General features: G+C 28.3%; 16 protein-coding genes. 13 read left to right on the top strand and 3 right to left on the bottom strand.

Annotation, left to right across the window (positions count from 1 at the left end):
* The first annotated feature begins 270 nt into the window (after positions 1 to 270).
* From CLSA_RS15590 to CLSA_RS15580, 3 genes are all read left to right on the top strand, one after another.
* Positions 271 to 1,101, top strand: coding sequence for a sirohydrochlorin cobaltochelatase (locus CLSA_RS15590; protein ID WP_041716299.1), 831 nt, complete (start codon positions 271 to 273; stop codon positions 1,099 to 1,101).
* A gap of 150 nt (positions 1,102 to 1,251) precedes the next feature.
* A complete protein-coding gene (locus CLSA_RS15585) occupies positions 1,252 to 2,577 on the top strand; it encodes a cobyrinic acid a,c-diamide synthase CobB (RefSeq protein WP_022747359.1) in 1,326 nt (441 codons plus the stop codon).
* A gap of 146 nt (positions 2,578 to 2,723) precedes the next feature.
* Positions 2,724 to 3,347 carry a precorrin-8X methylmutase gene (locus tag CLSA_RS15580; protein ID WP_022747358.1) on the top strand — a complete coding sequence of 208 codons (624 nt, stop codon included), beginning with the start codon at positions 2,724 to 2,726 and terminating at the stop codon, positions 3,345 to 3,347.
* 67 nt (positions 3,348 to 3,414) lie between these two features.
* On the opposite strand, the gene CLSA_RS15575 is transcribed toward CLSA_RS15580, so the two are convergent.
* Complete coding sequence (locus CLSA_RS15575; protein ID WP_022747357.1) at positions 3,415 to 3,732, bottom strand: hypothetical protein; 318 nt, start codon at positions 3,730 to 3,732, stop codon at positions 3,415 to 3,417.
* A gap of 204 nt (positions 3,733 to 3,936) precedes the next feature.
* Between CLSA_RS15575 and cbiD the strand changes: the two genes are divergently transcribed.
* The 7 genes from cbiD to CLSA_RS15540 all read left to right on the top strand — a co-directional run bounded on the left by cbiD (position 3,937) and on the right by CLSA_RS15540 (position 11,346).
* Positions 3,937 to 5,088 carry a cobalt-precorrin-5B (C(1))-methyltransferase CbiD gene (gene cbiD, locus CLSA_RS15570; protein ID WP_022747356.1) on the top strand — a complete coding sequence of 384 codons (1,152 nt, stop codon included), beginning with the start codon at positions 3,937 to 3,939 and terminating at the stop codon, positions 5,086 to 5,088.
* Positions 5,089 to 5,570: 482 nt separating this feature from the next.
* On the top strand, positions 5,571 to 6,227 hold the full coding sequence (gene cbiE, locus CLSA_RS15565; RefSeq protein ID WP_022747355.1) for a precorrin-6y C5,15-methyltransferase (decarboxylating) subunit CbiE: 657 nt from the start codon (positions 5,571 to 5,573) through the stop codon (positions 6,225 to 6,227).
* Between the two features lie 115 nt (positions 6,228 to 6,342).
* Positions 6,343 to 6,924, top strand: a complete 582-nt coding sequence (gene cbiT / locus CLSA_RS15560) for a precorrin-6Y C5,15-methyltransferase (decarboxylating) subunit CbiT (RefSeq protein WP_022747354.1) — start codon at positions 6,343 to 6,345, stop codon at positions 6,922 to 6,924.
* A gap of 246 nt (positions 6,925 to 7,170) precedes the next feature.
* On the top strand, positions 7,171 to 7,842 hold the full coding sequence (locus tag CLSA_RS15555) for a cobalt-factor II C(20)-methyltransferase (protein ID WP_022747353.1): 672 nt from the start codon (positions 7,171 to 7,173) through the stop codon (positions 7,840 to 7,842).
* 130 nt (positions 7,843 to 7,972) lie between these two features.
* Positions 7,973 to 8,731, top strand: coding sequence for a precorrin-4 C(11)-methyltransferase (gene cobM, locus CLSA_RS15550; RefSeq protein ID WP_022747352.1), 759 nt, complete (start codon positions 7,973 to 7,975; stop codon positions 8,729 to 8,731).
* Positions 8,732 to 8,769: 38 nt separating this feature from the next.
* Entirely contained in the window at positions 8,770 to 9,906 is a 1,137-nt protein-coding gene (gene cbiG, locus CLSA_RS15545; protein WP_041716687.1) for a cobalt-precorrin 5A hydrolase, read from the top strand.
* Positions 9,907 to 10,425: 519 nt separating this feature from the next.
* Complete coding sequence (locus tag CLSA_RS15540) at positions 10,426 to 11,346, top strand: magnesium transporter CorA family protein (RefSeq protein ID WP_022747350.1); 921 nt, start codon at positions 10,426 to 10,428, stop codon at positions 11,344 to 11,346.
* A 6-nt stretch (positions 11,347 to 11,352) separates the two neighbouring features.
* On the opposite strand, the gene CLSA_RS15535 is transcribed toward CLSA_RS15540, so the two are convergent.
* Both CLSA_RS15535 and CLSA_RS15530 read right to left on the bottom strand, forming a co-directional pair.
* Complete coding sequence (locus tag CLSA_RS15535) at positions 11,353 to 12,141, bottom strand: TPM domain-containing protein (RefSeq protein ID WP_022747349.1); 789 nt, start codon at positions 12,139 to 12,141, stop codon at positions 11,353 to 11,355.
* A complete protein-coding gene (locus CLSA_RS15530) occupies positions 12,138 to 12,704 on the bottom strand; it encodes a LemA family protein (RefSeq protein ID WP_022747348.1) in 567 nt (188 codons plus the stop codon). The genes CLSA_RS15535 and CLSA_RS15530 overlap by 4 nt, the downstream gene beginning before the upstream one ends.
* Positions 12,705 to 13,013: 309 nt before the next feature.
* Between CLSA_RS15530 and CLSA_RS15525 the strand changes: the two genes are divergently transcribed.
* From CLSA_RS15525 to CLSA_RS15515, 3 genes are all read left to right on the top strand, one after another.
* Positions 13,014 to 13,661 carry an HD-GYP domain-containing protein gene (locus tag CLSA_RS15525; RefSeq protein WP_052334811.1) on the top strand — a complete coding sequence of 216 codons (648 nt, stop codon included), beginning with the start codon at positions 13,014 to 13,016 and terminating at the stop codon, positions 13,659 to 13,661.
* Between the two features lie 127 nt (positions 13,662 to 13,788).
* Positions 13,789 to 14,466: a response regulator transcription factor gene (locus CLSA_RS15520; RefSeq protein ID WP_022747346.1), complete on the top strand. Its 678-nt coding sequence runs from the start codon at positions 13,789 to 13,791 to the stop codon at positions 14,464 to 14,466.
* Positions 14,463 to 15,881, top strand: coding sequence for a HAMP domain-containing sensor histidine kinase (locus CLSA_RS15515; protein WP_022747345.1), 1,419 nt, complete (start codon positions 14,463 to 14,465; stop codon positions 15,879 to 15,881). The genes CLSA_RS15520 and CLSA_RS15515 overlap by 4 nt, the downstream gene beginning before the upstream one ends.
* Positions 15,882 to 15,974: the final 93 nt, after the last annotated feature.

The following is a 15,974-nucleotide window of genomic DNA, read 5'->3' as shown; positions in this document are numbered from 1 at the left end:
TGTATACTTAAGAAAAATTATATATTCTTAATTTGTTATATTTTTCCTCTTTACTGTGGTTTGGTAAAGGGGATTTTTGTTATTGTTTAGAGGAAAGTTTAATAATACGAAATCTATGGATAACTTTTTAAGGTAGCAGAAACATACAAGTAGAATTTTCAGTAATGATCTTTTTAATCTGCAAATTAAACATTTTTTTAGGTACTTGAAAATAAATAACAAATTCAATTTGCAGTTTAGCCAATAGTATAAATTATGGAGGAATACATGATGAAGAAGGCAATATTAGTAGTTAGTTTTGGAACGAGTCATTTAGATGCGTTAAAAAGTTCAATAGATAAAATTGAAAATAGAATTAAAGATGAGTTTAAAGGATATGATGTATTTAGAGCGTTCACAGCTCACATGATTATAAAAAAATTAAAAGTTACACACGATATGGTGATTTTTACACCTGAAGAAGCATTAGAAGATTTAAAAAATAAAGGTTATGAAGAAGTTGTGGTTCAGCCTTTACATATAATTCCTGGTGAAGAGTTTGACTATATAAAAGGAATAGTTAGAAGATATAATAAGAACTTTGAATCAATTAAATTAGGTCGTCCCATATTTTTTTATCAAGGAATGGATGAGCTGCCAAAAGATTATTCGTTATTTATAGAAAGTATTAAAGATGTATTAAATAATGAAGAAAGTGTAGTATTATTTGGTCATGGTACAGCACATAGTGGAAATGCAGTATATGGCATGCTACAAACTGTTTTAGAAGATGAAGGTTATGATAATGTTTTTGTAGCAACTGTAGAAGGATATCCTACTATTCAAAGCTGCTTAAATAGAATGAAGAAGAAGGGCGTAACTAAAACTAAATTAGTTCCATTATTACTTGTAGCAGGAGATCATGCTAAAAATGACATGGCATCAGATGAAGAAGATTCCTTAAAGAGTGTGTTACAAAGAAACGATATTGAAGTTAAATTACATATTCATGGACTTGGAGAAATAGATAGCTTTGGAGATCTTTATATAACTAGAATTTATGATACTATTGAAGATAGATATTTAAATGCAGGAAAAACAAAAAAGTTAAGAAAACATTAATGTTATTTGTTAAGTCATTATTTTTAGGTACTTGAACGAAAATAACAAATTTAAAACGTTATGATTATTTTTCATGAGGTTTTGTAGATAAAACTGTTATTTTTTGAATGTGCCTTAGTAAGCAACAACGTAAAAATTAGGCGGTGTTTTATGAAATCTATAATTATAGCTTCAAATTGCAGTGGAGGAGGAAAGACTACCTTTACTCTTGGACTTATGAAAGCATTTAAAAATAGAAATTTAAAGGTTCAAGGATATAAAGTGGGACCTGATTACATAGATCCAGCATTTCATAGAGAAGTAACGCATGTTTATTCTAGAAATCTTGATGCTTTTTTAATGGGAGAAGAAGGTGTTAAGAGAAGTTATCTTAAAGGAAATGGTGATGTAGGTGTAATTGAAGGTGTTATGGGACTGTATGATGGAATTGGGGCAGGAGAAAAAGCTTCAACATATGACGTTTCAAGAATCTTAGGGAATATGCCAATAGTTTTAGTAATGTCTCCTAAAGGTCAGAGTTCAACTTTATGTGCAGAAATTAATGGACTTAAGGATTATAGAAATGCTAACATTGTTGGAGTTGTTTTAAACTCAGTTAGTCAGAAATATTATGATTTGTTAAAATATGCGATTGAACAAAATTGCAATGTTAAGGTTCTTGGATATGTTCCCAAAGAAGAAAGAATAAGTTTAAGCAGTAGGCATTTAGGGCTTGTGCAGAGCAGTGAAGTTGAAAATGTTGAAGAAAAGATAGATATATGTGGGAAACTAATTGAAGAGTACATAAATTTAGATGAGCTTATAAGTGAAATGAAAGAGTTTAATTGTGAGGATAAGTTAAAAGTTTGCAAGGAAGAGTTTAACTTGAATAATAAAAATTTTAAAATTGGAGTAGCCTTAGATAGAGCATTTAGTTTTTATTATAAAGATAATTTAGAACTTTTAGAATCTTTGGGAGAAATAATTTATTTTAGTCCAATTAAGGATAAGACTTTACCAGAGAATTTAGATTTTTTATATATAGGTGGAGGATATCCAGAAGTATTTAAAGAGGAATTAGAAAATAATATTTTAATGCGAAATAGTATAAAAAAGGCTTTAGATAATGGATTAAGGTGCTATGCAGAATGTGGTGGACTAATGTATCTAACTAAAGAAATTGATGGATCAAAAATGGTTGGTTTCTTTGAAGGAACGAGCAATATGACAAAGAGATTGCAGAGATTTGGATATTGTAGTGTTAATATAAATGAAAAATGTTTTGATAGAAAATTAAGAATAAATGCTCATGAATTTCATAAATCACATGTAGACTTAAGACAAGAAAAAGTATATAAGGTAGAAAAAACGCAATATGATGGGAAAACAATTGAGTGGGAGTGCGGTTATTTTAAGAAAAATACATTAGCAGGATATGCTCATGTGAATTTCCTGGGAAATATTGAAATCTTAAAAGCATTAGTAGATTATAATTAATATTTTGGAAGCGAGAATGTGGCATCTAACAAAAACATATTTGATTTCGGTAAATTATCACTTAACTTTGAGTTACAAGTTGTTTATCCATAATCAGTTTTGATTGCATATTCTTAATCTAAATTAAAAAGTTTGGAGTTGATAAAATGGATTATTTAAAGAACCCTATGGGAATTGAAGCAAGAAGTTTTGAAATTATTGGTGAGGAAATGGGACCACACTCTTTTTCAGAAGAAGAGTTACTTATAATTAAAAGAACAATACATACTACAGCTGATTTTGAATATAAAGATTTAGTTGAAATAAGCAAAGATGCTATTGAAACTGGAAAGAATCTTTTAAGAAATGGTGCTAAAATATATACAGATACTAATATGGCCTTAAACGGAATAAATAAAATGTCATTAGCTAAGACAAATAGCAGCGTAATTTGTTATGTTAATGAGCCTGAGGTTCATAAGGAGGCTAAAGAAAAGGGAATAACTAGAAGCATGGCAGCAGTTGAAAAAGCTTGTACAGACAATGTGGATATATTTGTTTTTGGAAATGCACCAACAGCTCTTTTTAGACTCAAAGAATTGATAAAGGAAGGCAAAGCAACTCCAAAATTAATAATAGCAGTACCAGTTGGATTTGTTGGAGCAGCTGAAAGTAAGGAAAATATGGATGAACTTAATATACCTTATATAAGAGTTAAAGGAAGAAAAGGTGGAAGTACAGTTGCAGCATCAATAATCAATGCACTTATGTATATGGTTGTAGAAAGATAGTAGTGTTTATAGGATAAAAGAATTTAGGCACTTGTTATTTTTTGAATGTGCCTTAATTAAGTCGGCTTTAAGAGATAAATGCCTCTCCATCACCAAGAATTACAATTCTATAATTGTTCTTTAGTGGTACTAAATTAAATTTATCTGAGTTTGGTTTTAATCTTACATATTGTAGTCCGATTTGATTTTCATCAAAAATTAATACATATATGCCATCTTTAGAGGAGGTGTTTTGAACAGCATAATTTTTATTATCTGTAAGATTAAAATCATTTGTTTTATAGACGCCTTCTTTAAAGATATTTGTTGCAGCAGCGTAAGTTGGTACGATTATATTAAATAACAAATATATTAAAATTAATAATGACGTAATAAATTTTTTCATTGCACAGCCACCTTTCGAATTTATTATGTGTAATAAGTATTACAATATTCAGGTGGATACTAAAAATATAGTGATATGTCAAAATTTAAGTTGTTAGTGAAATAACATAAGATGTAAGATATTTTGAATTGACAGTAATTTGAATTTGAGCTGAAATGATCGGAAAAATTTGTATTGATAAGAAAAAGTAAAAAGGAGACAATTATGTTTGAGATGTATGTTGAAAATGAAGGCAAAAAGTTAAGGTGTGGATATACAACTGGTTCGTGTAGTGCAGGAGCAGCTAAAGCAGCAACAATACTTTTGTTCAATAAAGAAGAGAACTTGAGCGTAATAGAAATAGATACTCCTAAGAAGATTAACATAACAATGCCAATAGAGTCTGTGACTAGGGAAGAGGATTTTGTTGAATGCACTATTATAAAATTTAGTGGTGATGATCCTGATGCTACAAGTGGGATTGAAATAAAAGCTAAGGTCCGTAAGTTAAAAGATGATGAGGATATAATACATCTTAAGGATTTTAATGATCCTGAAGGTTCGGATTTGATTTCACTTAAAGGTGGGATTGGAGTAGGTGTTGTAACTAAGGATGGACTTTTTATACAAAAAGGAGAACCAGCCATTAATCCGGTTCCAAGAATGATGATAAGAGATGAAGTAATGAAGGTTTTACCTAATGGAGAAAGAGTTGAAGTAACAATTTCAGTACCTCAGGGAATAGAAGTATCAAAAAAAACTTTTAATCCTAGATTAGGAATTCAAGGTGGGATTTCTATTCTGGGTACAACTGGAATAGTTTATCCAATGTCAGAAGATGCATTAAAAGCATCTATAAAATTGGAGATTAATCAAAGGGCATTAAATAGTAAAAGATTAATTTTAACCTTTGGAAATTTGGGAGAGAATTATTGCAAAGAGTTGGGCTTTAAGGGAGAGGAAATCATTATATGTTCAAATTATATTGGTTTTGCTTTAGAGTGTTGTATTTCGTCTAAGGTTAAATCAGTCGTTATAGTTGGACATATAGGGAAAATGAGCAAAATAGCTTATGGTTGTTTTAATACTCATAGCAGAATAAATGGAGTTAGACTTGAAGTATTAGGTTTAGAACTTGCATTACTTGGTTATGATATTTCTCTAGTTGAAAAAGTCCTTGAAGAAAAGACATGTGAAGGAGCGGTTAAGCTTTTAGGAGATGGATATTATAAGCTATATGAGAATATTGGAAACAAGATTGTTGAAAAAGTAAAACAATATGTTTACGGAGAACTCGAAGTAGATGCTGTGATGTATTATGGAGCCTCCAATCCAACACTTCTTTGGAAATCAAAAGATAACTTTATAGATAGATAAACTTGAGACTTCGAGTTATGTAGTAACTTACCGAAAGTAAGGAAACTCTTTTGTTCGATTGCTATAAAATAAGACTGTGGATTTCTAAAAGCAGAAGTTGTTCCATTATCGCATGTTCCTAAGACAAGCTGAGGACAAGCAAAAATGGAACAACTTCTACTTAAGAAATACCTACAGACTTATTTTAAACGCAATGCTACACAAAAGAGTATCCTTACTTTCTGGGGAATAATACATTTCAAAGTATAGTTATAGTAATGCATTAATTTCTTTCATGTGCCTAAAGTGTATCTTGTATGCAAATTATGTAAGAAAGACTATTAACATATTAATCTGTAGAGATTTGTTGACTATGAAATTCTGTTTAATAACAATCTCATATGCAGATAAATAAATTATATGTTTGATTTCGGTTAGTTGCCACATAACTTTAATTTTAAAGCTGTTTATCAAGGTGAGTTACTATATGTGGAGGTGAGTGAATGATTTATATAGTAGGACTTGGACCTGGGCATAGGGATTATATATTACCTAAGGCTTTAAAGGTTATGGAAGAATCTGATATTATTATTGGATTTAAGAGAGCATTGGATTCATTGGATTTTGTTCATAATAAAAAGGTATATATGAAAACACTATCAGATTTAGATAAATATATATTGAAAAATGTAAATAAAGATAATTCATCAAGTGAAAATGAGAATACACAAGTGAAGAAAGAATTTAATATATCAATTGTTGCTTCTGGTGATCCTACTTTTTATGGAATAACTAATTATATAAAAAGTAAAGCTGAATTAGAATTTGCGATTGTTCCTGGAATAAGTTCATTTCAATATTTGACTTCAAAAGTTAAGCTTCCATGGAATAATGCTTATTTAGGAAGTTTGCATGGAAGAAATGAAGAATTTTTAGAAGCTGTTAATAAAAATGAGATGAGTATTTGGCTTACAGATAAAGAAAACAATCCAGCTGTATTGTGTGATATTCTAATTAAAGGTAAGGTTAATTGTAAAGTTATAATTGGAGAAAATTTATCTTATGAAGATGAAATTATAAGTGCAGGCACTCCAGAAGAATGTTCAAATAGAGAATATGCTGCACTTAGCATTTTTATAGTAGATAAATCTAGTTTGTAATTGAGAATTAAGGCACGTAAAAATAAATAGCAAGTCCAATTTGCCAATTCAGCATGATGAAAATATGCTGACAAATGGACTTGTTATTAATACCTTGAGGAAAGGGGGAAGTAAGATGATCTTTATAAAAGATGAAGAGTTTATAAGAGGAAAATGTCCTATGACTAAGGAGGATATAAGAATACTTTCAATTGCTAAGATGAATTTAGATGAAAATTCTAAAGTTTTAGATATTGGAAGCGGAACTGGAAGTATTACAGTTCAAGCAGCTAAGATAGCTAGGAATGGTAAGGTAGTTTCAATAGAAAAAGAAGATGAACCTTTCGAAGTCACTAAGAGGAATATCGAAAAATTCAATTGTGATAATATAGAGCAAATAAAAGATGATGCAAGTAATACATTAGAAAATATAATAAATAAACAGATAAAATTTGATTCTATATTTGTTGGAGGAAGTGGTGGAACATTAGAGGATATAATATTTAAGGCTACATCTTGTCTTAATGATAATGGAGTATTAGTTATGAATTTTATTACCTTAGATAATGTATACAAAGCAATCGAATCAGCAAAAAAATTAAATTATAAGGTAGATATATCTTTAATTAATGTTAGTAAAAATAAGGAAAATACGTTGATGATGATAGCAAATAACCCTATATATATAATTCAATGCATAAAGAAAGATAGTTTTTAATTTAAATTGTGTAATTTATATGGTTATATTATATATTCATTGGCTAGAAATAAAAGTGTGGGATGAAAAATATTAAATCTAAATATATAAGGCAAAGTCCCCAAAATAAAACATTGTATATATGTGCTGAAGTTTTAATTTTTCAATAATATTATGGTACTATTACTAATTTTATTGGAAATTGTTTTGGTAATATATATAATTAAGAAGAAGTACACAAGTTAGCAAAAGAGAGGAAATTTAAGAATGGGAATATTATATGGAATAGGCGTAGGACCAGGAGATTCAGAATTATTAACAGTTAAGGCAGTGAGAACTATAGAAAAATGTGATGTTATAGTTGCACCATCTGCACAAGAAGATGGTGCAAGTATTGCACTTGAAACTGCTAGAGAATACATAAAAGAAGGAACAGAAGTATGTATTAAACATTTTCCAATGGGAGGAAAGGAAAGACTTAAAAAGTCTTTAGAAGCTTATGAATTTATAGAAGCAAGATTACGTGAAGGAAAAAATGTTGCTTTTTTAACTATAGGTGATCCATATGTTTATAGTACATACATTCACATGTTAAGTCATGTTGAAGAACATGGATTTCAGGTTAAGACAATTCCAGGAATAACTTCATTTTGTGCAGCTGCTAGTCTTGCAAATAAAACTTTGGTTATTGGAAATGAGAATTTATTAATACTTCCTGCATCTAAAGTTGATACAATAAGAGATGAAAAGTTTGTAGTTATTATGAAAGTATATAAGCGTGAAGAAGAAGTACTTAATATATTAGAAGAAAAGGGCTTTAAGTATGTATATGCTAGTAGAGTTGGAAGAGATGGAGAAGTTCTGCTAACAGATAGAGAAGAGATATTAAAACTTAGAGATTATATGTCATTAATAATAGCAAGCAGAGATGAAATATAAGGATAATAAATGTTAATAATATAAAATAGAGAATTAAGGATAAGATTTTTATGAGTTTTTAAAAGGTTCTTTATAGAGTTTTTTATAATCTCATTCGTAATTATAAAATTTAAGTGAGGAGTGTTTGAAGATGGTTTATTTTATAGGTGCAGGTCCAGGAGCAGCAGATTTAATTACTGTTAGAGGCAGGGATTTATTAGAAAGAGCTGATGTTGTTATATATGCAGGTTCTTTAGTTTCTAAGGAACATTTAGAATATTGTAGGCGTGATGCTCAAATTTATAATTCTGCGAATATGACGTTAGAGGATGTTATGGAAATCATGACTATGGAAGAACAAATGGGAAAATTAGTTGTAAGATTGCATACAGGTGATCCATCAATCTATGGTGCTATAAGAGAACAAATGATTGAGCTTGATAGAGTTAGTATTCCATATGAAGTTGTTCCAGGGGTTAGCTCATTTACTGGTGCAGCAGCTGCAATAAATAGAGAATTTACATTGCCTGGAGTAAGTCAAACTGTAATTTTAACAAGGGTTGAAGGAAGAACTCCAGTTCCAGAAAGTGAAGATCTTGAGGTGCTAGCTTCAGTGGGAGCATCTATGGCTATATTCCTTTCAATTTCAATGATTGATAAAGTGGTTGAAAAATTAAGAAAAGGATATAAAAAGAATGTTGCAATAGCAGTAATTGAAAGAGCAACATGGTCCGATCAAAAAATAATCATGGGACATTTAGATGATATAGCTGAGAAAGTTAAGGAAAACAATATTACTAAATGTGCTCAAATATTAGTTGGAGATTTTATTGATAGTGATTTTGAAAAGAGTTTATTATATGATAAAAACTTTTCACATATGTTTAGAGATGCTGAGGATACAAAATAGTGAATAAAGATAGTTCTATTGATATAGAAGAAAAAAATATGATAAGTATAATTTGTCCATCTCCTAAAGGGATAGATATAGCTTTAAAGCTTCAGAAATATTTTAGTGGAAGACTTTATATAAAACAAGCTAATAAAGATTCAGAGATAAGAAATGTGACAAAGTTAAAAAATCAAAAAAATGAAGAGAATGATTTAGAAACTCAAGAATTTCATAATGAAAAATTTAACTATGAAGAAGTTAATTGTTATGAGAAGTTTAATTTAAATGATATATCAAAAGAAACAATGAAAAATTCAAAAGGCATTATCTTTATATCTTCAACTGGAATTGCTGTTAGAGCAATTGCACAATTTTTAGAAGGTAAGGATAAAGATCCTGGTGTTGTAGTTGTTGATTTATGTGGAAAATATGCTATTAATATTTTAAGTGGACATTTGGGCGGTGGAAATGATCTTACAATAGAGGTTTCAAAAGTTATAAATGCAAAGCCAATTATAACTACAGCCACAGATAACTTGGAAATAATTGCTCCAGATGTTATAGCAAAAAATAATAACTTAATTATTGAAGATTTAAAAAAAGCTAAATATATATCTTCACTTTTGGTTGATGGAAAAATTATTGGAATAAAAGATGAATATAACATTGTTAAAATTACAAATGGATATAAAAAAATAGAAGAGTTAAAGGAAGATTCTATTTGGATAACTAATAATTTGAGTTTTAACAATGATAAGCTGAATTGTAATAATATTAACAATCTGAATTATTCTAAAATATTAAGACTTATAAAAAGAGATATAGTTTTAGGGATAGGCTGTAGAAGAGGTACTTCTTATGAAAAATTAAAAGAATTTATAGAGAGCAGCTTAATAAAATATAATCTTGATATAAGATCAGTAAAGTATATAGTTTCTGTGGATGTAAAAAAAGATGAAGAAGGAATTATTAAATTAGCACAAAATATTAATTGTGAATTTAAAACTTTCGAAAGATGTGAAATAAAAACTGTTCAAGATAAGTATGAAAAAAGTGATTTTGTATTAAAAACTTTAGGTATAACAGGAGTTTGTGAACCATGTGTAGATCTTATGGGAGCAAAAGTTATAATAAGTAAAGTAAAACATGAAGGCATGACTTTAGCAATTGGGGTGTTATTAAATGTTGATTAATTATTAATATTTAATAACTAATTAATGCCCTTTATAGAATACAGTTCATAATGAATGATGAATTTTTAAGGTATTAAGGCACAATCAAAAAAATAACAAGTCCATCTGCCAAGCCTATTTTGCATCATGCTGCGTTAGCGGATTCATCTAATAGCCCGCTATGAGACAAATCCACTTCCTTGCCTGATGCAAAATAATCATGGCATTTTGGACTTGTTATTTTCTTTCATGTGCCTAATATTCACTTGTTATTTTTTATGTGATTTATAAAGGGCGTTAATTTGAGTTTTAAATTTGTAGGCATGGAGTAATTTTTTTATATTATATTTTATGTTAATTGATATAAATTGGTGAAAATAATTATAGGCATTCAAAAAATAATATATAGGTGAAAGTGAAAATTATACGTTATATATGAGCTAATAATTTTTTGTAATAATTTTAGATAGGAAAAAATTATTCTCTTATTTGATAAAAATAAATAAAGTATTTTTAAATATTGAAAAAAGGTGATTAACAATGATATATTCTCTAAGCAACGATGCTTTGAATGAAGAATCTATAGATAATTTGAATCAAGATGATAATAAGCTTATTGTTGCTACCATTGAATTTAATGAATTAGAGTCAATAGCTAAAAAGCTAAATATTAATGAAAAGATATTATATGAATGTTTAAATGGAAAAAGTACCAAGTTTGAAAGCTATGAAGGATTTGATTACATAGCTATGAAAGCGCCTAATATTAGAGATATGTCGAAACCATCAAGAAGGATGTGTATATTTTTTAGAAAAAATTTGATAGTATTTATAGGCGATAAAAGTTTTATTACAAATGATATAATTAATAAAATTCAATCTAAAGAAATTAAATGCACAAGCCTTGGTAAAATGTTATATCTTTTTTTTGATAAACTTACATGTGAAGATACAGAGTTAATTGAGAATGTTGAAAAAGAAATTGTAGAACTTGAAGAATCATTAATAACTTCAAAAAGTGATGATTATTTAAATAAAATAATCATTCTTAGAAAGAAATTATTAAGGTTAAAGCGCTATTACGAAAGATTTTTAAATATTGCAGAAAATATTGAAGAGAATGAAAATGGACTTATAGATAAAAAAACTGGTAAATACTTCAGAATGTTTACTAATAGGATAAATAGACTATATCAAAGTGTAAATAACTTAAGAGATTATGTTACACAAGTGAGAGAGGCATATCAAGCTCAAGTAGATATAGATCAAAATAAGTTGATGAAATTATTTACAGTTGTTACAACTATATTCTTACCACTTACGCTTATAGTAGGTTGGTATGGAATGAATTTTACTATGCCAGAATATAATTTACCTTATGCATATCCAGTAGTTATAATAATAAGTATTTCTATAGTTGTTTCGTGCATAGTTTGGTTTAAGAAAAATAAATGGTTCTAGTGGCTTTTACCAATTGCCACTAGAACCGCCGCCACCAGAAGAACCACCGCCAAACCCTCCGAAGCCGCCACCAGAAGAACCACCTCTAGGACCATGTCCTCGAAATATACTATTGATAAGAAATATCTGCAGTATTGTAGACGAAATTCTACCTCTATTAAATATAAAGTCTAATAACAATAAACCTATTAGTGCTATTCCAAAAAATTTAAAGTTATTATTATAAACAGCGGTATTATTTGGTACTGATATATTTAAAGATTTATCTAAGGTAACATTATATTCAGAAGCTATATAATCACAAAAGGCACTATACGAGTTTAAAAGGCCTTCACCATATTTACCTTCCATAAAGCTTGGTTTTGCAACTGATTCCATTACCCTGTTACTTAAAACATCTGGAATAGCACCCTCAAGTCCACGTCCAACTTCTACTCTCCAAGTTCTATCATTTATTGCTAAAAGTATCAATAAACCGTTATCTTTATTTTTTTGTCCAATTCCCCAATTTCTAAAAAGATTAATAGCATAATCTTCAATTGGAACATTGTTAGTTGAATTAATTACAGCTACAACAGCCTGTGCACCTGTCTTATCCTCTAATTCTTTACCTATAGATATAATTTTATTTACTTCTGCTTCGTTTATTACATTAACATAATCATTTACATATTTATATGATGTTGGAGATGGTATTTTAATTTCAGCATTTACTGAAATTAATAAAAGTGAACTTACCAAAAGAAGAAAACATATAAATAAATTTAAAAATCTAATTTTAGTATTTGTTCTCATTTTGTAAAGTCCACAGGAGGAACTTCTTTTGCACCCTCACTTGCTTTATAAAGTGTTTTCTCTTGAAAACCAAATAATGAGGCTATTATATTACTAGGGAATCTTCTTCTTTTAGTATTATAATTGTTTACAGCAGTGTTATAATCTTGTCTAGCAATTGCAATCCTATTTTCTGTACCCTCTAATTGAATTGATAGATCCTTAAAATTTTGATTTGATTTCAAATCAGGATAATTTTCAACAACAACTAGCAATCTAGAAAGAGCACCAGAAAGTTCATTATCAGCATTGGCTTTGTCTGAAACGTTTGCAGCTCCGGCTAATTTACTTCTTGCATTAGCTATATCGGTGAAAATAGTTTTTTCTTGAGTTGCATACCCTTTAACAGTATTGACTAAATTGGGTATTAAATCAGATCTTCTTTGCAATTGAGTGTCAATATTTGATGATGATGTATTCACATTTTGTTCAAGAGAAACAAGATTGTTATAACTACCAATTGGAATACCTAATATTATTAAAATACCAACTATAATTAATGCTATCTTCATAGGCTTATTCATAAAACAATCCTCCTTTCTATAAATTTAGTATGTGCAGTATATTTAAATTAAAACATTTGTTATTTAGAAAAAATTAATTTTATTTAATAATAAAGTTATAAAACTTTTCATATAAATAAAAACTTAAGAATTTAATAAGCTATAAAAAAAATAGAAAAATTTTGTTGAATTTTATCAATAATGGTATAAAATAAAGATATAAGAAGTTTAGATTAAAAAGTGCTTTGATTATGATAATTTATTTGGATGATAATATTTAAATTTGTTTTGACCAGCTTGAGTGTAATTATAAGGAAGGAATTAGGGGCTATGAATGATGAAGAAAAGATTAAAGATATATTAAAAAAGGTCAAAAATCATATATGTGATGAAAAAGCTTTTGAAAGTATAAATATGACAAAACAAACTTTGGAAGTTTTAATCAATATATTTTATGAAAAAAATAAAAAAGAAGGACAGCATTGTTATAGAGTTTCTAAATTATGTGAAAAAATGGGTAAAGCGCTTGAATTATCAAAGGATACAGTTGATGAACTTAGAATTGTTGGTTTATTACATGATATAGGTAAAATAAGAATAAAAGAAAGTATATTAAATAAGAAAGAAAAATTAACAAATGACGAATGGAATCATTTAAAAAGACATCCGGAAATAGGATGCGAAATACTTCTCATGGTTGATGGAATGATTGAGGTAGCAGAATATGTTTTAGCTCATCATGAAAGATATGATGGGCTTGGATATCCTAAAGGTACAAGTGGAAAAGAAATACCTATACAGTCAAGAATTATTTCAATAGTTGACAGTTATGATGCTATAGTTAGTGAAAGATGTTATCGTAAAGCTTTACCAGAAGAGTTTGCAATTGAAGAGCTTAGGATAAATTCAGGGCTACAATTTGATCCGGATTTAACAAAGATATTTATTGAAAAGGTATTAAATAAACAATTTAATTAAAATAATTTATTTTAATTGGTTTTATATTTTTATTATAACAACAATATTAATTAAAGTTATTATATAATTAAGATGATATTAGTTATATTATTATATCAATAAATATTAAATCTAAGAAGGTGTAGTAATGGAAATAAAAATTCTTATAGCAGAAGATGATGCAATATTTAGAGAGCTTGTGTGCGATATAATAAGAAAAGAAGGTTATATACCAATCGAAGCATGTGATGGAAAAGAAGCTATTGATGTCTTTTTTAATTTAAAAGACATTGATATTATAATATTAGATGTAATGATGCCAGTGTATGATGGATGGGAAGTTCTTAAAGAGATTAGGGAACATTCAGACATCCCGGTAATAATGCTTACAGCATTAGGTGATGAAAAGCATGAAGTTATTGGATTAAATAAAGGGGCAGATGATTATATTTCAAAACCTTTTAGCTATGAAGTGTTCATTGCTCGGATAAATAACATGGTAAGAAAGTTAAAGAAGGAACACTTTAAAGAGCTAATAATGGGGAAGATAAAGATAAATCAAGAAACTCATAAGGTAAGCGTAGATGATTTTGAGGTTGAATTAAATAATAAAGAATATAGTCTTTTAACATACTTTTTAAAAAATTGTAATAGGGTGCTAACGCGTGAACAAATATTATGCAATATATGGGGATATGATTTTAATGGAGATATACGCACAATAGATACACATATAAAAACTTTAAGAGCAAAACTATTAAACTGTGGCAATTATATAAAAACAGTAAGAGGAAGTGGTTATATGTTTGAGGTAAGTAGTATATGAAAACCATAAAAACAAAATTGTTTTTTATATTTACAATATTTATGGTTGCGTTAGTAGCATGTGGGATATTTTTAAATTCAATATTTCTAGAGTCGTACTATATTTACAAAAATAAAAATACGCTTGCATTAATAAACAAAAAAATTAGTAGTGAGTATATCAACGATAAAGAGAACAGTTATGAGAATATTGATATGGTTGAAAGTATTGATAATGTAAATACTGTAATTACTGATAATGACATGAATATAGAATATAATTCTGGGCGTCAAAAAAGAACAGATAATAACGATAAGCATTTATCTAAAGAAATTAAGCAATATATCTTAGATAATGAAAGTAAGCTTTCAAAGAAAGAAATATATTATATTGAAGATAAAAACAAAGCTCAAACTAATAAATTAGTCTTTATATCCAAAATGAGTAATGGAGGATATGTTATTTTAAGAAAGCCTATAAAAAATATACATGATAGTGTTGTTATAGCAAATGAGTTTTATATGTTCTCAGCCTTAATAGTAATTTTAATTGGTGGAATCTTTATACTTATTTTTTCAAAAAGAGTAACTAAACCTATTGTAGAAATGAGCAATGTTGCAGAGAATATATGTAATCTAGAATTTGATAGACGTGTAGAAATCAATTCAAAAGATGAAATTGGAAAACTTGGTGAAAGTATTAATAAAATTTCTGAAAAGTTGTGTGTTAGTATAAATGAACTTAAGAATGATGTAGAACGTAGAAAACAACTTGTGCGGGATATGTCTCACGAATTAAAAACTCCTTTAGGAATAATTAAGGGGTATGCGGAAGGTTTAAAGTATGGAGTAGTTGACGATAAAGAAAAAGTGGATAAATATTGTTCTGTTTTAGTGGAAGAATGTGATAGAATGGATAAATTAGTGCGCGAACTTCTAGAACATTCTGCTATGGAATCTGGAAATGTTGAAATGAATATTACATGTTTTGAAATTAGAGAATTTATATCTAAAGTAGTACAACGATTTGATTCAATATTTACGGAGAAAAAAATTACTTTTGATTTATTATGTATAAATGATTGTTTAGTTAAAGCTGATAGGAACATGATTGAGAAGGCGGTAAATAATTTTATTACCAATGCCATTAATCATATAGGTGGAAGAAAACTTATTCAGTTAATCGTTGAAGAAAAAGAAAATAAAGTAGAAATAAGTGTTTTTAATACAGGAAATCATATACCAGATAAAGATATAGGAAGAGTTTGGGATGTATATTATAAGGTTGATAAATCGAGAACTAGGGAATATGGTGGACACGGTATTGGATTATCAATTGTGAAGTTAATAGCTGAGCTTCATAATGGTGCTACTAAAGTAAAAAATGTAGATGAGGGTGTAATTTTTTCTATTGAAGTGCCTAAAAATTTCACATAAATTTCACATAAGGATTTTATTATGTACTTGTAAGCAGTGTTACTGCATTACAAGTACATTTTTTAATGTGTAGCAAAATATAAAAAATCCATT

The sequence above is a fragment of the Clostridium saccharobutylicum DSM 13864 genome, assembly GCF_000473995.1.
GTDB classification, from domain to species: Bacteria; Bacillota; Clostridia; order Clostridiales; family Clostridiaceae; genus Clostridium; species Clostridium saccharobutylicum.
This window is presented reverse-complemented; position numbering and strand designations above follow the sequence as displayed.